General features: G+C 61.7%; 21 protein-coding genes and 1 pseudogene. 12 read left to right on the top strand and 10 right to left on the bottom strand.

The features are described from left to right. A pseudogene (gene lysS, locus ACYP01_RS28095) lies at positions 1-889 on the bottom strand (bifunctional lysylphosphatidylglycerol synthetase/lysine--tRNA ligase LysX); the annotation flags it as partial. A gap of 88 nt (positions 890-977) precedes the next feature. On the opposite strand from lysS, the gene ACYP01_RS28090 reads away from it, so the two are divergent. Further along, positions 978-1205: an RNA-binding S4 domain-containing protein gene (locus ACYP01_RS28090; protein WP_003943569.1), complete on the top strand. Its 228-nt coding sequence runs from the start codon at positions 978-980 to the stop codon at positions 1203-1205. A gap of 15 nt (positions 1206-1220) precedes the next feature. Here ACYP01_RS28090 and rraA read toward each other — a convergent pair whose 3' ends face one another. Both rraA and ACYP01_RS28080 read right to left on the bottom strand, forming a co-directional pair. Beyond that, positions 1221-1697, bottom strand: coding sequence for a ribonuclease E activity regulator RraA (gene rraA, locus ACYP01_RS28085; RefSeq protein ID WP_003943552.1), 477 nt, complete (start codon positions 1695-1697; stop codon positions 1221-1223). A gap of 29 nt (positions 1698-1726) precedes the next feature. Further along, entirely contained in the window at positions 1727-2350 is a 624-nt protein-coding gene (locus tag ACYP01_RS28080) for a TetR/AcrR family transcriptional regulator (RefSeq protein WP_459683311.1), read from the bottom strand. 124 nt (positions 2351-2474) lie between these two features. Here ACYP01_RS28080 and ACYP01_RS28075 point away from each other — a divergent pair, with 124 nt between their 5' ends. Genes ACYP01_RS28075 through ACYP01_RS28065 form a run of 3 tightly spaced genes read left to right on the top strand, consistent with a single transcriptional unit; the run spans position 2475 to position 5839 of the window. Continuing rightward, a complete protein-coding gene (locus ACYP01_RS28075) occupies positions 2475-3683 on the top strand; it encodes a phosphotransferase family protein (RefSeq protein ID WP_459683309.1) in 1209 nt (402 codons plus the stop codon). Next, on the top strand, positions 3680-4843 hold the full coding sequence (locus tag ACYP01_RS28070) for a hypothetical protein (protein WP_459683307.1): 1164 nt from the start codon (positions 3680-3682) through the stop codon (positions 4841-4843). The genes ACYP01_RS28075 and ACYP01_RS28070 overlap by 4 nt, the downstream gene beginning before the upstream one ends. Before the next feature lie 51 nt (positions 4844-4894). Next, a complete protein-coding gene (locus ACYP01_RS28065) occupies positions 4895-5839 on the top strand; it encodes a tyrosine-protein phosphatase (RefSeq protein WP_051649506.1) in 945 nt (314 codons plus the stop codon). A gap of 10 nt (positions 5840-5849) precedes the next feature. On the opposite strand, the gene ACYP01_RS28060 is transcribed toward ACYP01_RS28065, so the two are convergent. Continuing rightward, on the bottom strand, positions 5850-6425 hold the full coding sequence (locus ACYP01_RS28060) for a hypothetical protein (protein WP_064113858.1): 576 nt from the start codon (positions 6423-6425) through the stop codon (positions 5850-5852). 147 nt (positions 6426-6572) lie between these two features. On the opposite strand from ACYP01_RS28060, the gene ACYP01_RS28055 reads away from it, so the two are divergent. Further along, positions 6573-7031, top strand: a complete 459-nt coding sequence (locus ACYP01_RS28055; RefSeq protein WP_042920782.1) for a GNAT family N-acetyltransferase — start codon at positions 6573-6575, stop codon at positions 7029-7031. 62 nt (positions 7032-7093) lie between these two features. Here the strand turns inward: ACYP01_RS28055 and ACYP01_RS28050 are convergent, their stop codons facing one another. Beyond that, on the bottom strand, positions 7094-7990 hold the full coding sequence (locus ACYP01_RS28050; RefSeq protein WP_007735854.1) for an oxygenase MpaB family protein: 897 nt from the start codon (positions 7988-7990) through the stop codon (positions 7094-7096). 171 nt (positions 7991-8161) lie between these two features. Between ACYP01_RS28050 and ACYP01_RS28045 the strand changes: the two genes are divergently transcribed. Both ACYP01_RS28045 and ACYP01_RS28040 read left to right on the top strand, forming a co-directional pair. Continuing rightward, positions 8162-8620 (top strand): hypothetical protein, encoded by a 459-nt coding sequence (locus ACYP01_RS28045; protein ID WP_459683303.1) that lies wholly within the window; start codon positions 8162-8164, stop codon positions 8618-8620. 170 nt (positions 8621-8790) lie between these two features. Next, a complete protein-coding gene (locus ACYP01_RS28040) occupies positions 8791-9174 on the top strand; it encodes a helix-turn-helix domain-containing protein (RefSeq protein WP_058227381.1) in 384 nt (127 codons plus the stop codon). Here ACYP01_RS28040 and ACYP01_RS28035 read toward each other — a convergent pair. The 3 genes from ACYP01_RS28035 to ACYP01_RS28025 form a co-directional block, all read right to left on the bottom strand. After that, entirely contained in the window at positions 9120-10568 is a 1449-nt protein-coding gene (locus ACYP01_RS28035; protein ID WP_459683300.1) for a histidine-type phosphatase, read from the bottom strand. The genes ACYP01_RS28040 and ACYP01_RS28035 overlap by 55 nt on opposite strands. Positions 10569-10946: 378 nt before the next feature. Continuing rightward, positions 10947-12596: a class I adenylate-forming enzyme family protein gene (locus ACYP01_RS28030; RefSeq protein WP_459683298.1), complete on the bottom strand. Its 1650-nt coding sequence runs from the start codon at positions 12594-12596 to the stop codon at positions 10947-10949. After that, positions 12593-13546, bottom strand: coding sequence for a cyclase family protein (locus ACYP01_RS28025; protein WP_459683296.1), 954 nt, complete (start codon positions 13544-13546; stop codon positions 12593-12595). The genes ACYP01_RS28030 and ACYP01_RS28025 overlap by 4 nt, the downstream gene beginning before the upstream one ends. A 163-nt stretch (positions 13547-13709) precedes the next feature. Between ACYP01_RS28025 and ACYP01_RS28020 the strand changes: the two genes are divergently transcribed. Next, a complete protein-coding gene (locus tag ACYP01_RS28020; protein ID WP_244993210.1) occupies positions 13710-14588 on the top strand; it encodes a TetR family transcriptional regulator in 879 nt (292 codons plus the stop codon). Positions 14589-14610: 22 nt separating this feature from the next. Then, positions 14611-16362: an oleate hydratase gene (locus tag ACYP01_RS28015; RefSeq protein ID WP_459683294.1), complete on the top strand. Its 1752-nt coding sequence runs from the start codon at positions 14611-14613 to the stop codon at positions 16360-16362. Between the two features lie 7 nt (positions 16363-16369). On the opposite strand, the gene ACYP01_RS28010 is transcribed toward ACYP01_RS28015, so the two are convergent. Both ACYP01_RS28010 and ACYP01_RS28005 read right to left on the bottom strand, forming a co-directional pair. After that, on the bottom strand, positions 16370-16747 hold the full coding sequence (locus ACYP01_RS28010) for a DUF5313 family protein (protein WP_003943558.1): 378 nt from the start codon (positions 16745-16747) through the stop codon (positions 16370-16372). Positions 16748-16777: 30 nt separating this feature from the next. Next, positions 16778-17749 carry a GlxA family transcriptional regulator gene (locus tag ACYP01_RS28005; protein ID WP_047272695.1) on the bottom strand — a complete coding sequence of 324 codons (972 nt, stop codon included), beginning with the start codon at positions 17747-17749 and terminating at the stop codon, positions 16778-16780. 71 nt (positions 17750-17820) lie between these two features. Between ACYP01_RS28005 and ACYP01_RS28000 the strand changes: the two genes are divergently transcribed. The 3 genes from ACYP01_RS28000 (at position 17821) to ACYP01_RS27990 (ending at position 21216) form a co-directional block, all read left to right on the top strand. Beyond that, positions 17821-19137, top strand: coding sequence for an MFS transporter (locus ACYP01_RS28000; RefSeq protein ID WP_030536659.1), 1317 nt, complete (start codon positions 17821-17823; stop codon positions 19135-19137). Between the two features lie 78 nt (positions 19138-19215). Beyond that, entirely contained in the window at positions 19216-20769 is a 1554-nt protein-coding gene (locus tag ACYP01_RS27995; protein ID WP_003943578.1) for a succinic semialdehyde dehydrogenase, read from the top strand. Positions 20770-20772: 3 nt separating this feature from the next. Beyond that, the gene (locus tag ACYP01_RS27990; RefSeq protein WP_030536658.1) at positions 20773-21216 is read left to right on the top strand and encodes an SRPBCC family protein; all 444 of its coding nucleotides are present in this window, start codon (positions 20773-20775) and stop codon (positions 21214-21216) included. The last annotated feature ends 33 nt before the right edge of the window (positions 21217-21249 follow it).

The following is a 21249-nucleotide window of genomic DNA, read 5'->3' as shown; positions in this document are numbered from 1 at the left end:
CGACGCGGTACGTGATCGCGGCCTTGCCGCTCGGCGCGAAGATGACCGCCTTGTCGCGGCGGGTGGCGAAGTAAGCGAGAGAGTCGTCGGCACCGAAGTTCTGGATCAACCCGCGGATCGCGGACTCGTCATTTCCGGTGAGGGCGTTGTTGGAGCGTTGCGCGCGGAAGAGCGTCATGACGGCGGCGAGTAGCGCGATGGCACCGAGGAGACCGAGGACCGTGTTGACGAAGACACGCGGGTGGCCGTCGAACACCTCGTTGTCGACCGAAGCCGCCGCGGTGACGCGGTTCAAGGCCCAGAGGAATCGCTGGTTCTGCGGTAGGTCGCCCGGGAAGAGTTCGACAAGGCCCCAACCGATCACGGTCGCGACAGCCATGCCGCCGATCAGCACGCCGAGTGCTTTCCAGCCGGCGCCGCGGCGTACGCGTGTGTAGAACTCGGGCCTCGCCGCGATGAGGATTCCGATCACGACAAGCAAAACGACAACTGCCACGGCGTTGTTCGGGTTCTTGTCGACGATCGCGGAGGCGATGTTGGTGAGGGTGATCAGTGACAGGTAGATCGTCAACAGCCACCAGGCGATGCGCTTGCGGCTCGCGAGGGCGGCGGCGAGCAGGGCGACGACGAGCGCCCACGACAGGCTCGTATCCGGTGCGTCGAAGTAGTAGCTGTCGATGTATTCGCGTGGGACGCGGAGGATGTGCCGCAGTACCGGCGAGATGCTCCACAGGAACACCAGTACGGAGAAGACTCCGAGGATCAGTCCCGAGATATGGGGAACCTGGCTGAACCGCCCTTTGCGGAATCGACGCGCCTGGCGCGGATTTTCGGGTGGCGATTCCACCAACTCTGCAGTGGTGTCCGATACCTCGGTCAATGGTGCCATCGAGCTTCCTCTCCTACCGGTCGATCAGATCCTCACGCTAAGTGTGGTCTGTCGTGTCCAGTTTTGTGGGAGGAGGAAGATGATTGACATGACCGACAACATTCCAGCAGTACCCATCCGCGACGAAATGATTCGGCTCGGTCAGTTTCTCAAGCTCGCGAACCTCATCGAATCGGGCGCGGAGGCGAAGGAAGTGATCGCCGACGGCATGGTTTCGGTCAACGGTGAGGTCGAAGATCGTCGGGGCCGCCAGCTTCGTGACGGCGATGTCGTCGAGATCGGCGGGATGGCCGCCAAAGTGGAAGCCCCCGCCTGACCCCGCGACTTCTGACTAGCTCTCGCGAACGACGACGCCGTCCTGGTCGCTGTAGACGATCTCGCCGGGGTTGAAGGTGACTCCGCCGATTTCGATCGGCACGTTCTTCTCGCCCGAACCGGTTTGCGTGCTCTTGCGCGGGTTGGTGCCCAAAGCCTTGACGCCGATGTCGAGGGTGCGCAGGATCGCGGAGTCGCGGACAGCTCCGTTGACGATGACGCCGGCCCAGCCGTTGTCGACGCCGCGGCCGGCAATGATGTCGCCGACCAGCGCGGTGTGGATGCTCGCGTCACCGTCGACGACGAGGACTCCGCCGTTGCCCGGTTCACTGAGGGTCTGCTTAACGAGCAGGTTGTCCTGGAAGCACTTGATGGTCGTGATGGGGCCGGCAAAGACTTCACGTCCACCGAACTGGGTGAACTGCGTGTCGCAGCTACGGATGTCGGGTCCGATCTCGTCGGCAAGGTCAGCGGTCGCTACAGGCTCGGTCATGCCCACAGGATAGTCGGCGGGGTTGGCGCCTAGTTGTCGTCGGGGAGTATGCCGTTCAGCACTATGTCGGCGAGAGAATCGGCAAACGGTCCCGGGTCCGAGACGTCACGAACCGACAGCGCGAAGATGGCCGCGCCAGCCATGATGTCGAGAAGAGCGTCGGCGTCGACGCCGCTTCGGATGTCGCCGCGCTCTCTCGCCGCCTCGAGTCGACGGTTCAGCTCGACGCGGACTTCTGCCAGTTGCCGCACCACGAGAACGTCGCGTAATTCCGCGTTTGTTCGCACTTCGCTCATCAATCCGGGAGCAGCGGCTCGTGTGGCGGGAGCTGCGAACAGAGCAACCGCGCCGTGCACCAGCGCGCGGATCTGATCCGCGATCGTGCCCTCGGTGCCGAGTTCGGTGTCGATGTCAGCGCCCTGTTCGACGTCGAGTACGGGATAGATCGCGTCGTTGACGATGTGTGCCTTCGACGGCCACCGACGGTAGATGGCTGGACGTCCTACTCCCGCACGCGTGGCTATGGCGTCGATGGACGTGCCCGCGTACCCCTTTTCTTCCAACAGTTGCCTGGTCGCGTCCAGTACTGCGTCGTCGATTGCAGGGTTTCGCTGCGGGCCCAGGCGGTGCTGAGTTTCGGAATCTTTGGACATTTTGGGCAAATCCCTTGCGGTATCGCTGTGATGGCCGTTACATTCTGTCACGGCTTTAGTCGATACATATTGTATCGACAATCGGCACGTGCGCATCGGCGCCACCGAACCACGAGGAGTGGTGATGAACCTTCGAACCGAAACAGAAAACTCCGGCGAAGATCCCGACTACGCCGAATTTGCCAGGCCCGGCGAATCCCGCAACGACCCGGCAGAGATGCGGCGCAGCCTCGAAGGCTGGCTCGCAACCGTGCTGTGGCGAGGCTCGAAACCTTCCGTGACCTCGGTCGAGGTGCCGGCCGCGAACGGCATGTCCAACGAAACTGTGCTTTTCGACGCGACGTGGATCGAGGACGGGATTCGAGGCGAGCATCGCCTGGTCGCCCGTATCGCCCCGCGGGACAGTGCGGTACCGATCTTTCCGTCTTACAACCTGGACCAGCAGTTTCGGGTCATGAGTGCCGTCGCCGCTCACACGTCGGTGCCGATCCCGCGGGTGTACTGGTCCGAGAGCAACCCGGACGCGCTCGGCGGCGAGTTCTTCGTGATGGAACGGCGCGAGGGCGAAATCCCGCCCGATGTCATGCCGTACACGTTCGGATCCTGGCTCTCGGAAGCTTCGGCCGACGACTGTTCTCGACTCCAGCAGTCATCGGTCCGGGTGCTCGCCGAGCTACACGCTATGGCCGATCCGCACCTCGCACTCCCCGAGTTGTGCCGCGAGGGTGCCGAACCGACTGGGGCAGAAGCGCTTCGCGCGCACCTCGAGGACCAGCGACGCTACTACGAGTGGGCAACAGCCGACGGACCAGGATCTCCGTTGATCGAGCGCGGTTTCGACTGGATCGAAGCGAACTTTCCCGTCGATGCCGGTTCCGCAGTGCTCTGCTGGGGTGACTCGCGGATCGGAAATGTCATCTACCGCGACTTCGAGCCGGCGGCGGTCCTCGATTGGGAGATGGCCACACTGGGGCCGCGTGAGCTGGACCTCGGCTGGATGATCTTCCAGCACAGGTTCTTCGAGGATCTCGCTGCCATGGCAGGCCTCCCCGGAATGCCGGACTTCATGCGTCGTGAGGACGTGGCCGATGCCTACGGCTCGCTTTCCGGCCACCAGGTTGCGGACCTGGATTTCTACATCCTTTACGCCGCGCTGCGGCACGCGGTGATCATGTTCCGAGTACAAAGCCGCGCAGTGGCTTTCGGTCAGGCCGAACTCCCCGACAACCCGGACGAGATAATCCTGCACCACAAGACACTCGAAGCCATGCTCGACGGCACCTATTGGGAATCGCTCGCTACGGCCCCGGTCGCACTAGGAGATGCACGATGACACTGTCCCCGCTCGACGACTACCCGGTACATCAGATCGCCGAGACCATCCGCCGCGTGGGCACCTCGGATCGAAACTTCTACGACCGCTACTACTTCAACTGCCATGCCGGCGTCGACGGCGACAGCGAGCCGCTGTTTCTCATCATCGGTCTCGGTCAGTACCCCAATCTTGGTGTATGCGACGGCTTTGCGGTTCTTCGGCGCGGCGATGACCACATAGTCTTCCGGGCATCCCGAGCCTTGGGTGACGATCGTATGGACCTGTCAGTAGGCCCGCTGCGAATCGAAATCATCGAGGGTCTGCACCGCCTACGTGTGGTGTTGGACCCGAGTCCCGAAGCGCCGGACCTGAGCTTCGACCTCACCTTCGAGTCCGACGGCCCCGCCAATCTCGAGGCCAGACATTTCCATCGCCAGCTCGAACGAGTCACCTTCGACACGCAACGATTCGTGCAGACCGGAACATGGTCCGGATCCTTGACCGTCGACGGCGACGTCATCCCGGTCCCCCCGGAGACGTGGCGGGGTAATCGCGATCGGTCCTGGGGTGTGCGACCGGTCGGCGAAGCGGAACCGCCTGGACGCAAGGCAGATCCGGCGATAGCCGGCAGTCAGAACTTCTTCTGGATTTACTCGATCATGCAATTCGGCGACTTCACCATCGTCACGATCGTCCAAGAAGATCAGCAGGGACGCCGAATCCTCGAAGATGCGACTCGCGTCTGGGCGGACCGCTCGCGCGAGCCGGAGTGGTTGGGTCGACCGGACCACCAGCTCACGTTCATTTCCGGTACTCGCGAGGTGAAGAGCGGAACTCTGTACTTCCGGCGCCCCGGTGCACCAGGCGAATCCGACCACATCCTGGAGATCACCTGCGAACCGATACTGCCCAACTACATCGGTGTCGGCACGGGCTACGGACTCGAGCAGGATTGGCGCCACGGGATGTGGCAAGGCGAACTGGTGGTTCAGGGCCTGCGAGAGAAGGTTTCGGACATCGAACCGTGGAAGAAGATGCTGTGCCCGGTCGACAACTTGGCTCGGTTCACCCTTGTAGAAGACGGCGTAACCCGCACCGGGACAGGCCTGTTCGAGGTAGCAGTCATCGGACCTCACCAGCGATACGGATTTACCGGCATCGGTGACGTCGCTCCGTAACTCCAGATCACCACACCACAAATCCCAAACTACAGAGAAAGGCACTGCCACATGTCCACACGCACACGAATGTTGTTCGCTCGCACTGCGAAGGCCGCCGCACTGGTTGTTACAGGTGGTCTGATGTTTGCTGCTCCCGCCACGGCAATCCCGCTCGACCTGGGCTCTCTCAACACAGGCTCGCTTGGAGCGGTCGATCTCGGCTCGCTCGATCCTGTCCTCGCGCCGACACCGAATTTGGCCTCCGTGGCCAACTTTCGCGACGTTGCCGGCAACGACGGTAGGGGATACGCCACCGTCGACGGCTCACACCTCAAGCGCGGCGTCATCTACCGGTCCAATGCGCTGACCGCGACCACCGACGCAGACAAGACGACACTCACCGGCCTCGGACTTGCCGACGCCTATGACCTGCGCGGCGCAACCGAGATCTCCAACCCGTTCATCGGTGGCGCGGACAAGCTCCCGGACGGTGTGACGTACACGAACATCCCCATCGAGTTCAAGGATCTCACTCAGCTCGCCACAACTATCAAGTCGCCGGAAGAGGCCAAGCAGTTCTTGGTCGACACCAACCGCAGTTTTGTCACCGATCCCGTTCGCCGTGCCGGCTTCAAGCAGGTCCTCTCGGACATCGCTGCGAGTGACGGGGTGCAGTTGTTCCATTGCACCTCAGGCAAGGACCGCACGGGTTGGACCGCGATGTTGCTGCAGTCCATCGCCGGTGTCCCCGCCCAGACGATCATGGACGACTATCTGTTGAGCAACACCTACCTTCAGGCGACCAACGAGAAGATCCTTGCGCAGATCTCTCAGGCCCTGAGCCCGCAGGTAGCGACCAATCTCGAACCGGCCCTAGGTGTCGACGCTTCGTACCTGGAAGCTGGACTCGCGCAGATAGCCAGCGATTACGGAACCGTCGACGGTTATCTCACCGAAGGTCTCGGACTCACTCCGGACACGATCGCGCTTCTGAAGGCCAAGCTCGTCGACTAGTTGCGCGCCGCTAAAACGCTTGAACGAACGAGTACCAGTCGCCGTCGAACTCCTGGTATCCGATCTCGCCGTCGCGGCGGGGCTTGCCGAGATATGGTGCGCCGTCGGGTAAGTACGCCAATCCGATCGAATCGATCAGACCGCCCTCGATGTGGAAGCGGCACCCGTTGCCGACGGGCCAGACCTGCAGGACCCGGTAGACGCCAATTGTTCGGTTTTCCAACGACTTCTGGCAATCCGCGGCCACTGCTTCGAGCGAATCTTTCGACAATGCAAACGCAACATGCGAAGGGACGGACAAGGTCACGAGCGCACCGGTGACGAGCACGATCACCGGCGCGATCGTGCTCAAACGCAGAGTTTTGTACTTCATCCAGCCAATCAGGCTGAGTATCAACCACACTCCGCCCAAACCGAGCAGTACTGAGGCTGCGAGCGCAAAGAACGGAAAGTACACAACCGGCGGCATGAAGGACCACACGATGACGCCGCATGTGAGAGTGACAAGCACTGCGGTGACAATCGCTGTCACCTTCCACCAAGATGCCGGACCTCCACGCTCAGTTGTCGGATCACCGTCAGTCATCAGACAACCCTTGCACAAGGCAGTAATTGTGGGGTGGCAACGAATGGAATTGTTCCACTGATTTACGTCGGGGTCGTCCTGCGTGGATCCGAAAATTGAACACTTCGGCCCGGTCAGTGCGCTGACGCCTGAGGGTATGGTCGGATTGTGAACCAGGATCTGATCATTCGCCGCTACGTATCCTCGGATGAGGATGTGGTCGTCGACCTGTGGTCGCGCGCTGCCCGTGAAGCCCACCCGTTCCTTGCGGGTGAGGGGACGGGCGAACGCGAGCAGAAGATGCGAGAGGTCTATCTGATTCAAGCCGACAATTGGGTCGCTGAGCACAACTCCGCTGTCGTTGGACTGTTGGGAATGATCGGCTCCGAAATCGGGGGACTGTTCGTCGCGCCGGCGTCACAAGGGTTGGGCGTCGGGCGGGCGTTGGTCGAACACGCCACAACCATGCACGGCGAGGTGACACTCGAGGTCTACACCCTCAACGATCGCGCCCGCAGGTTCTATGCGCTGATGGAGTTCGAAGAAGAGGGGCGTCGACACGACGCCGAGACGAACCATGAATTGATCACCCTTCGTCGTACTGGTCGCGACTCCTCCCTCATCTAGGCATGAGAAACGCGAATCAGCCCGGGTGCCAGGAGTTCCACCACTCCACGATGGGAAACTGCTTACGCTTGGGCCTGCTGGTCTGCCTGCAGGTGCTTGACCGGGCATCCCGTGGGGAAGGTGCCGAGGTCTTCGACCTTGTAACCGTTCGGGTAGCTGCGGATGTTGGGCAGTTCGCGGGCGAATTTCCGCTTCGTACGCACCGGGAAGAACCGCAGCAGGCGCGCGCGGACCTTCAGCGCACCGCGCGAGACGACGCGCATCGCAGTGCTCGGGTGCTTGTAGTGGAAGGCGTCGAGTAGGTGATCGTCCATGAGCGCGAAGGCGAATCCCTTGACCAGAGCCTTCGGTGCCAGGTTGTTGGGCGGGAAGGTGCACATCAGGTCGAGGGTGGAATCTGCGACGGCCCGCGCTCCGGGATCGAATGAAAAGTGTTCGCGCTCATAGTCGTCGAGAAGTTTGACGAAGCCCTCGTAGGTGTCAGGAGTGTCTTTGATGTTCATGTACCGACCCAGGTGGCGGTAATAGTTCGTCGACCCGACGATCTCGTTGTCGGTCATCTTCCGCCAGCCGTACTCGTCGAGCCATCTGACCGGCGTGACGACGAAGGTGGCCAGAACGTAGAGCATGTCGTCGTTGGAGATGTCGTACGAGCCGTGCATCTGATTCATTCGACGCACGCTCTTGCGGCCTTCGGTGCTGCTGAGGCCGTGCTCGAGGATGGCGTCGAGGATCAGGCTGGTGTCGTCGTAGCGCTTCTGAACCTTGTCGGTGAACTCGCCCGTGGAGAAGAGGAGCTTGCCGATCGAGGGGACAGCGTATGTACGAAACAGTGCGAAGCTGAGCGCCTGATTGATGTCCCAGGGAAACTCTTGCGCCGCGAGAATGCGCGACATCTCTTCGTAATCGGTTTCGGGATCGAGTTGATCCGTGCGACTGCGGAGGTCGTAGCGCTTCATCTGAACACTCCCTGGGACTGGTCTGCACGCGGCAGAGATAGGTGTGAGCTGCACCACCGACTGTAGTTCTGACAACACGCGTTGTCTAGGGGGTGTGAATAGTCGTCTTTCCTTCGTTTCGGGCGTTGTACCAGGGGTATCCGGAAAGTGTTGTCGACCCGAGGAGCAGCTATGAGCGTCACACGCACGGCCGGGGTTTTTGCGGCCATCGGAATACCGATTGCCGCGAGCGTCATGTTCGCCGGAGTCGCCTCGGCTGATCCGCCCCACCCTTTCGGCGGCGCCGCCGTCACTATCGGGTGTCCGAATCAGGGGTCGCTGGCCTCGTTGACCGGACTCACCGGCCAGTCCGGGCCAGAATCCAATCCGCCCATCGCCAAGGGTGACATTCGCTTCGATTCCTTCCCGGCCGCTGCACCCATCCCGGCGGCGGGTCAGGTTACCGTTGCGTGGGTCAACACCGACACGGGCAAGTCCGGAATCGTCGACCTGGTCGGTACTTATCCGTACCTGTCCGCGACGGTGAACACCGGCGTCGGCAATGTCGTTGCGACGGCGTTCGGTTCGATCAACTGGGGCAGTAGTCCCATCTGCCAGTCGAATCCGACGATCGGCAGGTTCATAGCCTGATCTTTGAAGCCTCATCTCTTTGAAGCCTCATCGTCGCAGCCTGAACGGGCACAGGGTTGGCGGTATCGCGTGATTATCTGTCATCTCGGAGATACCGCCGGGTCCGTCCCATTCCATATTCTGAAACATGTTAGGTGAAAGCATATTTCAGGGATGGAAAAGGTGGCGACGTGAACGGGTCGAGCGCGCGTCAGTTGATGAGCCAGATGCTCGTCGAAAAACGAAACAGTCTTGCGCCCGAAAAGGTCGGCATGCGCTGCGAGGGTGCTCGCCGAATGCACGGCCTCAGTAGGCGCGACGTCGCGCAGATTGCCGACATCAGTTTCAATCACTATCAGCGGCTGGAACAGGGTACGTCCGTTGGTGTTTCGGCTCCGGTTATCGTGAGGATCTGCGACGCCTTGTTGATGGAAGACGACGAGAAGGCGCGCATGCTGGCATTGCACCAGGTATGGGCGCGCCCTCGTCGACCGCTGGCTGGATCCCGAGTTGCAGGATCTCAGGCTGCCGGTGAAATCTCCGGCAGGCAGCGGGCCAGTTCGTCCGGCGTGTAGAAGAAACTCCCGGCGCTCACAGGAGCGCACGGGGCAGCAAATGCTGTCTCGCGCTCGTTGTAGAGCATTCGGACCAGACGCTTACCCTCCGGTCCGGCGTAGACGTCCCACTGCACGTTGGCAGCCATCGGGCTGACCTGCGATCCGCGCCAGGGGTTGTTCGCATAGGTGTAGAGGTCGCCCTCCGCCTGCGAGACGGTGCTCCCCGGCAGTTTCAAGAGTGCCGCGAAGGGGATGATCGTTTCTGCGTGTGCAAACCGGAAATCCGCTCCCGGGACGGCGTCATCGCCGGTGTGTTTCTGCAGGCCGCGCAGGAACTCGTCGCGCAGGACGGTTGCCATCCGGTAGGTGACGTCTTCACCGGTGAAGCCCGGGCCCTTGGCGTAGAAGTCCTCGGCATCGTTCGTGTATGCGAGCCACTGCGCGTCAGCAGGTTCGATGAACCGCTCGAAATTCCACTTGCCTTCTTCGGCCATGCCCGGAGTGATGATGTACGTGTTGTACAGCATGTACGCGGCGTCGACTTCGTTGTCGATCGTGCTGGAACCCTTGCCGCGGTCGACGAGTGAGAACTCGCCCGCGCTCAGGCGGTTGACGAAGTCCTCCGAGTAGAGCCTGAGCATCATGTGCCGTGAGACCTCGAGGGTGCGCGGCAGATCGGCGATCTGGTCGTCGACGGCTTTCAGTCGAGGATCGGACTCTTCGTAGTCCTTGTAGTCGGCGTTTGCATCCGAGTCGTGGAAGTAGAGAAGGTCGGCATCCGTGGTCACCGGTGCAACATCGCTGGCGACGGCTGGAAACGCACCGGTCAGCCCTTGCGCGAAGTTCTCGGCGCTGTCCACGGCACGGTCCACACCCGACGAGGTCAAGGTGATGGTGCCCTGTTGCGCTGCGATGGCGTCGAACAGTTGGGGGAGGCGTTCGGTGACCCGCGCGCCGAGCTGTCTGTGTTCGGTGATCCCGAGTCCGCTGAGGTTGCCGTACCCCAGCTTCTTGTTGGCGGCCATGAGATCACGGAGGGCCGGGCCGAATTCCTTGCCGACGGGAGTCAATGCGTTCTCGGCTTCGGCGATTTCCCACAGCTGCAGGCTCAGGTCGTCGTACTTCAGGCTCGACAGTGCTCTGGAACCATGGCGCGCAACACTTTCCGTGTACACCGGGGAGTATCCCGTCGGCGGCGCCTGATAGTCGGCGATGCGCTGGCCGGGAGTGTAGGGCGTCTTGGACGTGAAACCGCCGTCGCTGACGGTCGGTATCTCTGTCGAACCGGAACTCGAACCGGCGTCGAGCGAACCGAACGGTGACGCCGTGGCGATGGACTGGACGCTGCTGGTGACAAGCACTAGTCCGACAGCGCCGGCAGCGGCCAGCACGCCGAAGCGTGAGCTTCGCATGGTGAGTTGATCCTCTCCGTCGGTGCCGAGGTGACACGACGGAAGGAAAGTTAGAACAGCTAAGCGTCCGAATTGCACCTATTTGCCCATGTGGAGATGGACGCGGGGTTACAAGTTTCGGATTCGCAGAGCTCAGGAGGGTTTGGCGGCAATCCCGATCGACACGGAGAGCGACAAAGCGATGAGGGTCATGGCCAGCCACTGGTAGCTCTTGGGCGTGGGCTGCTTCTTACGTCCGAACTTGCTCACTGATGTCTCCCGTTTGTCCGTGGGTACTCAGCACATATTACTGTTCCATTACCCCAATGGCGCGGTCGACCGGAAACTGTGCGCGATCAGACAGCAGGCGGACCGCGAAGTCCGCCCGCTGCCCCGCGATCAAGAGATCGTGCGCAGTTCCCGTCGCAGTATCTTGCCGGTGACGGTCTTGGGCAGTTCCTCCACCAGCACCACGGAGCGTGGGTACTTGTACGCCGCCATCCGCTGCTTGCAGTGATCGATCAGATCTTCCGGGGTGACGGACGCCCCCGCGACGAGGCTGACAAACGCCTTCACCGTCTCACCGCGGTATTCGTCGGCGATCCCGACGACTGCCGCCTCACGGACTGCGGGGTGCTCGGCAAGAACGTCCTCGACTTCGCGTGGCCACACCTTGTAGCCGGACGCGATGATCATGTCCTTCTTACGGTCGACGACGTAGAACCAGCCGGCTTCGTCCATGAACCCCACGTCGCCGGTGTGGAACCACCCGTCGCGAATGGCCGACGCACTCTCCTCCGGCTTGTTCCAGTAACCGCGCACCACCTGTGGACCTCGGACGACCAGTTCGCCGATCTCTCCGATCGGCAGGACCGCACCGCCCTCGTCTTCGATGCGGACCACGGTGTTGGGTACGGGAACGCCGACAGACAGTGCTCCGGATGTGGGGTCGACCGGCGTATCCGCACCAACGGGAACGGCATGGGTCGGCGACGTGGTCTCGGTCAGCCCGTAGATGTTGTGCAGCGCAGCACCGGTCATGGCACGGACGGCCTCGGCGGCAGTCGGCGAGATGGGTGCGCCGCCGGAGTAGAGCAACCGTATGGAGGTGAAGTCTTCCGGCGCGCAACCCGGAGTGTTGAGCAGTGCCGTAAAAGCAGTGATGGCGCCGACTGTGAATGTCGGTTGGTGCTCACGAATCGCGTCGAGCATCACCTCGGGGTGGAAGCGATAGGCCAGCACCAGCGGCATTCTCGCCAGGACGGACACCGCGATGTGACCGATCAACCCCGTGATGTGGAAGAGCGGTGCAACTCCGAGAACCGTGTCTTTAGGGGTGAGCCCCAGCCAGTCCTGGTACACCTGGGCGTTGAAGGTCATGTTCGCGTGAGAGGTCATCGCTCCCTTCGGCGGACCTGTGGTTCCCGACGTATACGTCAGTACCGCAATGTCTTCCGGTGCAGCGTCAGTGGTGATCGGATCGCGGAGACGATGTTCGTCGATCAGCGTCGCGAGATCGTCGGTACCGAGATCCTTCTTGACGATTCCGTCGAAAATCCTCGGATCGTTGCGACTTTGGTACTCGAGTTCCGAGGTGGTGATAACTCGCCTGACCGGCGAGTCGGAGACGACATTGCGGCCGACGGACTCGTAGAGCCCCTCGAGAGCGATCAGAACCGCTGCTCCGGAATCTTCGAGTTGGTATCCCAGTTCTCGTTCACGGCTCATGGGATTGATCGAGACTGCGACGCCGCCGGCTTTCCAGATTCCGGCGAGCGCAAGCACGAACTGCGGAACGTTCTGGAGGAACAGAGCGACGCGGTCACCCTTCACCAGTCCACCGGCTCGGAGTGCTCGGGCCAGCGCGTCACTCTGCTGATCCACTTCGGCGTAACTGAGTTGACCGTCGAAGTACTTCACAGCCGTGGCGTCCGGATCAGAGCGGACCGCCGCTGCCAACATTTCGAGCATCGTGGGGTGTTCGACGTCGATGTCGGGGGGAACGTCGTTGCGGTACAACGCCAACCAAGGGCGATCTTCGTATGTCATTTGATGGCAACCGGATTCACGGGAGAGCCGCTGGCCTTGGCAACCTTGAGTGGCGCGGCGACGTACAGGAACGTGTACTGGCCGTCGGCCGCGCAGTCTGCGGCCAGCTTCTCCAGATCGCAGATCTCGGTGAACACCACTCCGAGGTTGCGCATCAATGCGTTGTGGAGAACCAGTGCCACACCGTTTTCGGGGTCGGTGGTGACCTCGTTGGCAATGGTGTCGGTGACGAGGTTCGGAATCTCCATGTCCTGGAACCACTGGACGAGTTCGGGGCTGTAGATCAAGCCGGGCTCGCAGAAGCCCTCGTAGAAGGCTTCGCCCTGGTCGAAGAACAGCTTGAGGAAGTTGGTGCGGATGACGAGGATGTCACGCTTCTCGATGGTGACGCCCTGCGCTTCGGCACAGGCCAAAAGATCATGGTGCGTGAATGTTTCGGCCTTGTCGAGGTTTTCCTTGCCGCGGAACTTTGCCATGTCGAGAAGTACTGCGCGTCCGACGACGCCACGGTCGGCAATCGGTTCGACGCTGGCCTTCTCGAGGCCGCCGACAGTCGTGTCAGCGGAGTATCCGTTCCACAGCGCGCCGTCGTACCAGACGTGGCCGAGCGCGTCGTACTGCGTCGAACCCTGCAGGAACGCGTCGATCTTGTCGTCCGCGTAATGCAGGCCACCGGGGAAGTTGGGGGCGTCGTCGCCGTCCCAGCTGCTCTCGTCGAAGATCTGTGTGCGCTCGGCAGGGCTGCGTCCCGGCCAGACCGGATCACCCTTGGGGTCGCCGATAAGACGTTGGAGTGTGAACACGGAACCCTGCTTGATGGTTCCGACGCCACGAAGCACCCGTCCGGCGTCGAGGTAGTTCAGTGAACCGACCTCGTCGGACTCTCCCCACTTGCCCCAGTTGCTGGGTGCGTCGCGCAGGAGTTCTCCAAGATATGGCGCCTCGGTCATGGTGATTCGATCCTCTCGCTACCGACACCGAACGATCGCTCGGACGGACCTGGGTCTTTGTGATCCACATCATGTTCAGGCCGATAATCAGTAGTCAACAGGTTCACCGATTGCCGTGGTCATCGCATTGTTGGAAATCCAATGTTCGGGAATACTGAACACTGTGACCGAATTCGAGAATGCCGTCCTGATCGGAGCGTCGATCCGGCAAGCCCGGCGTCACAGTGGGCTCTCGCTGCGCGAATTGGCCAGGCGTCTCGATGTCAGCCCGGCTACCCTCAGCGCTGTCGAGACCGGAAAGACCAGAGTCAGCGTCGACCGGTTGGCGGCAATTGGCGGGATTCTCGGAGTGCGTTTCGACGCTCTGCTCCCGGCTGCGATAGTGCGTCCGCCGGAACAGCCGCGATGGGGAGGCGACGATGCCGACCCGGACGCACATTTTCGCCCGAACGAGTGGCGAAGGTTCGGTCCGAGTTCGTTCGATCCGGTGTTGGCGGCAGCGCTCGCGGAGATGGTGAAGACCGGATATCACGGCGCTGCGATGCGTGAGATCGCCAAACGTGCGCAGATGAGTGTTCCGGGTCTGTATCACCACTATTCCAGCAAGCAGCAGATGTTGGCCGAAATTCTCGACCTCACCATGGATGAACTCAACACGAGATCGTTGGCGGCAATCGACGAGGGCGAAAGTCCCTCCGAAAGGCTGGCTTTCCTCGTCGAATGTGTGACCTTGTTCCATATCTATCGGCGTGATCAAGGATTTCTCGGTGCCAGCGAAATGCGCAGTCTCACAGCCGAGAACAGGTTGCGCATCACGGAATCACGCAACTACCAGCAATGGTTGATGACGAAGCAGGTCGACGACGGAATCGCCGCCGGTGTGTTCGGGACGGATCGGCCTAGACAGGCCGCGCGTGCAATAGTCGTGATGTGTGTCTCTGTCGCGCAATGGTATCGGCCGAGTGGGCCGCAAACGCCCGAGGAAATTGCACGCGACTACGCGCGTTTTGCACTGGATCTGGTGCGCCTTCAGCGACCGTGACGGACGTCATCCGGTTCGGGTGATGCGCCAGCGGGCGAAGGGGTCCATGCTTGGAAGGTATCCGTACCGCGACTCGAGTAAGGAACGAAACCCAATGTCTTCCAAGCTGTCTCACAAGGCCTACATGATCGGTGCCGGCATCGGAAACCTCTCGGCTGCCGTCTATTTGATTCGAGACGGTGAGTGGAGCGGTGAGGACATCACCATCATGGGGCTGGACATGCATGGAGCGAACGACGGCGAATCTGCCGCTACCTTCCAGCACCAGTACGGTCATCGCGAGCTGGGCAACGACGCGGGCTTCATCAATCGTGGCGGTCGCATGCTCAACGAGGAGACCTATGAGAACCTCTGGGACGTGCTGAGTGTGGTTCCGTCGCTGGACAACCCGGGAAAATCGGTGACGGATGACATTCTCGATTTCGACCACGCGCATCCAACGCACGACGTCGCACGATTGATCGATCGCGACGGCATTCGCAACAAGGGTGAAAACGACTACAAGCACATGCAATTCGACAACAAGGATCGGTACTTGTTGACGAAGCTGATGACGATGCCGGAGTCGGACGAGGCAAAACTCGACGACATCAGTATCGAGCAGTGGTTCGAGGACACTCCGCACTTCTTCACCACCAACTTCTGGTACATGTGGGAGACCACATTTGCTTTCAAGCGGGTGAGTTCGGCGATGGAGCTGCGCCGGTACATGAACCGAATGATTCTCGAGTTCAGTCGCATTCAAACTCTTGCCGGTGTCACCAGATCCCCGTACAACCAGTACGAGAGCATCATCTTGCCGATGCGGGCCTTCCTCGAAGGCAAGGGCGTGAAGTTCGTCAACGAACTGAAGATCACGGAGTTCGTGTTCAAGGACACCCCGCTACGAGACGAGATCATCGTGACGGGACTCGATTACGAAAACGTCCGCACCGGTGAGAAGGGCCGAATCGACGTGGCGGAGGGCGATTTCGTCTTCGACACCAACGGCAGCATCACCGACAGTTCTTCGATCGGCGATCTGGATACCCCGATCGTCGAAGACATGAGATACGCACCGAGTGCGCTGCTGTGGAAGCAGGCCACCGAGCATTTCTACGATCTCGGGAATCCCGACAAGTTCTTCGGGGACCGGGCGCAGAGTGAGTGGACCAGCTTCACCGTCACCACTTCGTCACACGAGCTCATCAACGAGATTTCCCGAATCACCAAGCAGCTCCCCGGAAATGCGCTCAACACATTCGTGGACTCGAACGTGCTTCTCTCGATCGTGGTTCACCATCAGCCGCACTATCACGCGCAGAAGGAGAACGAAGGAGTCTTCTGGGGTTACTGTCTGTTCCCGCGCAAGGACGGCGACTACGTGAAGAAGCCGTTCATCGAGATGACCGGCCAGGAAATGCTGGAAGAGACGCTCGGACACCTCGAGGCGCTCGACGAGAGCGGTGCGCTCGCCGCGCGTCGACAAGAGATCACCGGCAGCGTCGTGAATTCGATTCCCAGCCATATGCCTTACGCCAGTGCGCTGTTCAATCGGCGCGCCGTCGGCGACCGGCCGCTGGTGGTGCCGAAGCACTCCAAGAACCTGGCGTTCATCAGTCAGTTCGCGGAGCTGCCGTTCGACATGGTGTTCACCGAGCAGTACTCGGTGCGCTGTGCTCAGGTAGCCGTCTACAAGTTCCTGGGGATTCCGGAAGACAAGCTCACCAAGATGCATCACTACGAGAAGGATCCGAAGGTCCTCGCCAAGGCCGCAGTGACGATGTTCCGCTGAGGGGTGCTCAGCGACCGTGCCGCTTCTCGTAGTCCTCGCGAGTGCGATCGGCACGGCGCTGGGCCTTCTCGTCGAGCAGTTCGGGATCGAGTCCGTGGCTCAGCAGGCGGTGACGGCGGTAGATGGTCCCGAGCGCCACGACGAAGTACGCGAGCGGGATGAGCAACAAGGCCATCATGGCCAAGGGAATCCAGATCGGTCCCGGGATCAAGAGGAACAGCAGAAGAATCAGCGTCGCCGGCACGGTGAAGCGGATGATGTAGCGGGCCTGGGCGCCCGGGCCGACCAGATCGTTCCGAACCCAGTCTTGATACCGGTCGGGGAGCGTCTTCCCCAGGAGGTATCCGCAGTACTGAGGAAAGTTCGGGCGAGTCTGTTCGGCCATGGCATCCAGGATAGTGCCTGGTACTGCCGCTTACGCCGGTGCCTTGAACGTGCGTCGGTAGGCGCTCGGTGAAACGCCGAGCGCCTCGTTCATGTGTTGACGCATGGATGTCGCAGTCCCGAAGCCGGTTCGAGTAGCAATCGCATCGATCGACAGATCGGATTCCTCCAGTAGTTCCCGCGCCCGATCGACGCGTCTGCTGGTCAACCAGCGGTTCGGTGTGGTTCCGACTTCGTCGCGGAATCGACGGCTGAACGTGCGGACGCTCATGTTGGCGCGCGTCGCCAGGTCCGCCAGGGTGATCGGGTCGTCGAGATGTTCGAGGGCCCAGTGCCGAGCGTCGGCAGTCGATTCCGAAGGCTTGTCGGCCAGGGGGCGTCGGATGTACTGAGCTTGACCACCGTCGCGCCACGGCGGTACGACGCAACGCCTCGCGACGGTGTTCGCCACTTCCATGCCGTGGTCACGCCTGACGATATGCAGGCAGAGGTCGACTCCCGACGCCACCCCGGCCGAGGTCAGGATGTGGCCTTCGTCGACGAACAGCACGTCCGGATCCACGTTCACCTTGGGATAGACACGCTGGAAATGGTCGGTGTTGCGCCAGTGCGTCGTGGCGCGGAGTCCGTCGAGCAAACCCGCCGCGGCGAGGATGTACGACCCGGTGCAGATCGAGACCAGCCGAGTGCCCGGCCGGATGTGTTGGAAAGCTGCGGCCAACTCGGGGGAGAGGTAGCCGTCTTCGTAGGCCGGACCCAACTCGTACGACGCGGGGATGACGACGGTGTCGGCGGTGGCGAGCAACTCGCTCCCGTGGTCGACCGAGATGCTGAAGTCTGCGTCGGTCTGCACGGGATTGCCGTCGACGGTGCACGTCAGGATCTCGTACAGCGGCCGATCCTCGACGTCGAGGGCACGTCCGAAGATGCGCGCCGGGATGCCGAGTTCGAAGGGGATGACTCCATTCAGAGCCAGTACGACGACGCGATGCGGACCAGACATGGCTTGATTCTTTCATATATTGGCAATCTGGCCACTGTTCTCGATCGAATCCGAACTGCAGAATTCTCTCTGTGACTTCTGAGACCGCTCTCCCCGAATCAGGCCAACAGCAGGTGAGCCCGCCGCGCTTTCACCGCGCCTGGTCTGTCGCGATCGTGGCATTCCTGGCATTGGTCGGTGCGGCGAGCTTCCGCGCCGCCCCATCGGTGCTGATCGATCCGCTGCACGAAGATTTCGGGTGGTCGCGCGCCAGCATCTCGGCGGCCGTCTCGGTCAACCTGATTCTGTACGGGTTGACCTCGCCGTTCGCTGCTGCCCTGATGGAGAGGTTCGGTATCCGGGCGGTCGTCACCTCGGCGTTGGCGCTCATCTCGCTCGGCAGTGGTCTCACCATCTTCATGACCTCGAGTTGGCAGCTCATTCTGCTGTGGGGTGTCTTCGTCGGTCTCGGTACCGGTTCGATGGCGCTGGCGTTTGTCGCCACCGTCGTCGATCGCTGGTTCGTCGAGAAGCGTGGTCTCGTGACCGGCATCCTGACGGCCGGTGGTGCTGCCGGTCAGCTGGTGTTCCTTCCGGTCCTGGCGAAGATCGCCGAAACGTACGACTGGAAGAGCGTCGCCTTCACAGTTTCGTTTGCCGCGCTGGCCGTCGTGCCGTTCGTTCTGCTGTTCCTGCGCAACTATCCGTCCGACGTGGGTACGACGCCGTACGGCGCGCCCGCCGATTACGCCCCACCAGCCAAGCCTGTCTACCAGCGCGGCGGCGCCGGGGGCCGGGCGATCTCGGTGCTGGTGATGGCGTCGAAGACCAAGGTGTTCTGGCTTCTCGCCGGTACCTTCGCGATCTGCGGCGCGAGCACCAACGGACTGATCGGCACGCACTTCGTCCCGGCGTCGCACGACCACGGAATGCCGATCACGACTGCCGCGTCCCTGTTGGCGTTGATCGGAATCCTCGACATGGTCGGCACCATCGCTTCGGGTTGGTTCACCGACCGGATGGACTCGCGAAAACTTCTCGGCATCTACTACCTGTTCCGCGGAATCTCGCTGCTCTTCCTGCCGCTGCTGCTCGCCAACACCGTGAATCCGCCGATGATCGCGTTTGTCATCTTCTACGGGCTCGACTGGGTGGCGACGGTTCCGCCGACCGTCGCGCTGTGCCGTCAACACTTCGGCGCCGACGCCCCCATCGTGTTCGGTTGGGTGCTGGCATCGCACCAGATCGGTGCGGGTCTGGTGGCCTTCTTGGCCGGCCTCGTTCGTGATCAGATCGGCTCGTACGACGCTGCCTTCTTGGTGGCCGGCGCGCTCTGCGCGATCGCTGCAGTCATGTCGTTGTTGATCGCAAAACGTCCGAAAGAGGCAGTATTGGTTGACTCTGTCTGATTCGGCACTGTGATCGGTACCACCGACGGGGTAAGTTGTGTGTAACTCCAAGAACTACTCACCAGTAGGGGTACTGAAATGCCTGCTCCGTCCGCTGCGACCTTCTCGCGGCTCGCCGATCTGATCGCCATCGACAATGTTGCCGATCGCCCGACGAAGTCCATCACCGAGGTGTTCACCGGCAAGGAGCTGGCGACCATCCCCGTCGGCACCGCCGACGACGCACTTGCGGCCATCGCCCGTGCCCGCGTCGCCCAGAAGGAATGGGCCAAGCGCTCCGTCCTCGATCGCGCCGCCGTCTTCCACCGCTACCGCGATCTCATCCTCGAGAACCGCGACGCCCTCATGGACATGGCTCAGGCCGAGACCGGAAAGTCGCGTACCGCAGCTCAGGAAGAAGTCCTCGACATCTCGATGACGTCGCGTCACTACGCACGTGTGGCGCCGAAGCTGCTGCGCCCGCGTCGCGTCTCCGGCATGCTCCCGGGTCTGACGAAGACCGTCGTCCGCTACCAGCCCAAGGGTGTCGTCGGCGTCATCTCGCCGTGGAACTACCCGATGACGCTGGCCGTGTCCGACGCCATTGCCGCGCTGCTCGCGGGCAACGCCGTTGTCCTCAAGCCGGACAGCCAGACACCGTACTGCGCGCTCGCCTGCGTCGAACTGCTCTACAAGGCGGGTCTGCCTCGCGACCTCTTCGCCGTGGTTCCCGGGCCGGGCTCCGTCGTCGGCACCGCCCTGGTCGAGAACACCGATTACCTCATGTTCACCGGTTCCACCGCGACCGGTCAGCTCCTCGCCGAGCAGGCAGGCCGTCGACTGATCGGCTTCTCCGCCGAACTCGGTGGCAAGAACCCGATGATCGTCGCCGCCGGCGCAGACCTGCGCGAGGTCACCGACGCCGCTGTGCGTGCGTGCTTCTCCAACTCCGGTCAGCTGTGCATCTCCATCGAGCGCATCTACGTCGAAGAGTCCATCGCACCCGAGTTCATCCGCATGTTCGGTGACCGCGTCAAGAAGATGAACCTCGCCGCCGGATACGAATTCGGAATCGAGATGGGCAGCCTCGTCTCCGAGGCGCAGGTCAAGGCAATCTCCGCTCATGTCGATGACGCAGTGGTCAAGGGCGCCACCGTCATTGCCGGTGGCAAGGCTCGGCCGGACATCGGACCGCTGTTCTACGAGCCCACCCTGCTCACCGGGGTTCCCGAAGACGCCGAGTGCTACCGCGACGAGACCTTCGGGCCGCTCGTCTCGATTTACCCCGTCAAGGACGTCGAAGAGGCCATCGCTGCGGCCAACGACACCGAGTACGGCCTCAACGCCAGTGTGTGGGCTGGAAGCAAGGCTGCCGGTGAAGCCATCGCAGCGCGCATCCACGCCGGCACCGTCAACGTCGACGAGGGTTACGCACCCACCTGGGGCAGCACCGCAGCACCGATGGGTGGCATGGGTGTCTCGGGCGTCGGGCGTCGTCACGGCGCGGAGGGTCTGATCAAGTACACCGAACCGCAGACCGTTGCCACCACTCGCGTCATGAATCTCGGTGGACCGCGCGGACTTCCGGCCAAGGTGTGGGCAAAGCTCATGCCTCACGCCATCAAGATCATGTCCTGGGTTCCGGGCCGGTAACGGGTGGAAACCGCCAGCGCGTACATCGAGGCAACGCCGGTATCGGTGTGGAAGGTTGTCAGCGACATCGAAGGTATGGGTCGCTTCAGTCCTGAAAATACCGGTGGAACATGGACTTCCGGAACTCCGGGCACTGTGGGTGCAAAGTTCAAGGGCACCAACAAGCATGGTCTGATTCGGTGGAGCACGCACTGCACGGTGGTCGACGTGGTCGACTGCCGGAGGTTCTCCTTCGAATCGGACGAGCCGAAAGCGCGGTGGACCTATGTGCTCGAGCCTTCGGGAACGGGCACCGTGCTTACCGAGACTCGTGAGATCTATGCGACGCCAGCGCTTTACGTGCGCATGATGTCGGGTAGCGGCCTACTCGGTCGGGGTCGAGATCAGCTGATGCAGACCGGAATGGAAACCACTCTGGCGCGTATCAAGGCGTTTCTGGAGAGCTAGAAACTTACACAAGTGGGGCTGCACTCGATTCGA

Source organism: Rhodococcus sp. no. 34, from assembly GCF_054589475.1.
The sequence above is the reverse complement of the archived record's forward strand: the minus strand, read 5'-3'. Positions and strand labels throughout refer to the sequence as shown.

Bases quoted from the DNA above. Each gene is read 5' to 3' on its own strand.
- ACYP01_RS28090 (WP_003943569.1), top strand. From the start codon at position 978: ATGACCGACAACATTCCAGCAGTACCCATCCGCGACGAAATGATTCGG.
- rraA (WP_003943552.1), bottom strand. From the start codon at position 1,697: ATGACCGAGCCTGTAGCGACCGCTGACCTTGCCGACGAGATCGGACCC.
- ACYP01_RS28080 (WP_459683311.1), bottom strand. From the start codon at position 2,350: ATGTCCAAAGATTCCGAAACTCAGCACCGCCTGGGCCCGCAGCGAAAC.
- ACYP01_RS28075 (WP_459683309.1), top strand. From the start codon at position 2,475: ATGAACCTTCGAACCGAAACAGAAAACTCCGGCGAAGATCCCGACTAC.
- ACYP01_RS28070 (WP_459683307.1), top strand. From the start codon at position 3,680: ATGACACTGTCCCCGCTCGACGACTACCCGGTACATCAGATCGCCGAG.
- ACYP01_RS28065 (WP_051649506.1), top strand. From the start codon at position 4,895: ATGTCCACACGCACACGAATGTTGTTCGCTCGCACTGCGAAGGCCGCC.
- ACYP01_RS28060 (WP_064113858.1), bottom strand. From the start codon at position 6,425: ATGACTGACGGTGATCCGACAACTGAGCGTGGAGGTCCGGCATCTTGG.
- ACYP01_RS28050 (WP_007735854.1), bottom strand. From the start codon at position 7,990: ATGAAGCGCTACGACCTCCGCAGTCGCACGGATCAACTCGATCCCGAA.
- ACYP01_RS28045 (WP_459683303.1), top strand. From the start codon at position 8,162: ATGAGCGTCACACGCACGGCCGGGGTTTTTGCGGCCATCGGAATACCG.
- ACYP01_RS28035 (WP_459683300.1), bottom strand. From the start codon at position 10,568: ATGCGAAGCTCACGCTTCGGCGTGCTGGCCGCTGCCGGCGCTGTCGGA.
- ACYP01_RS28030 (WP_459683298.1), bottom strand. From the start codon at position 12,596: ATGACATACGAAGATCGCCCTTGGTTGGCGTTGTACCGCAACGACGTT.
- ACYP01_RS28025 (WP_459683296.1), bottom strand. From the start codon at position 13,546: ATGACCGAGGCGCCATATCTTGGAGAACTCCTGCGCGACGCACCCAGC.
- ACYP01_RS28015 (WP_459683294.1), top strand. From the start codon at position 14,611: ATGCGCCAGCGGGCGAAGGGGTCCATGCTTGGAAGGTATCCGTACCGC.
- ACYP01_RS28010 (WP_003943558.1), bottom strand. From the start codon at position 16,747: ATGGCCGAACAGACTCGCCCGAACTTTCCTCAGTACTGCGGATACCTC.
- ACYP01_RS28005 (WP_047272695.1), bottom strand. From the start codon at position 17,749: ATGTCTGGTCCGCATCGCGTCGTCGTACTGGCTCTGAATGGAGTCATC.
- ACYP01_RS27995 (WP_003943578.1), top strand. From the start codon at position 19,216: ATGCCTGCTCCGTCCGCTGCGACCTTCTCGCGGCTCGCCGATCTGATC.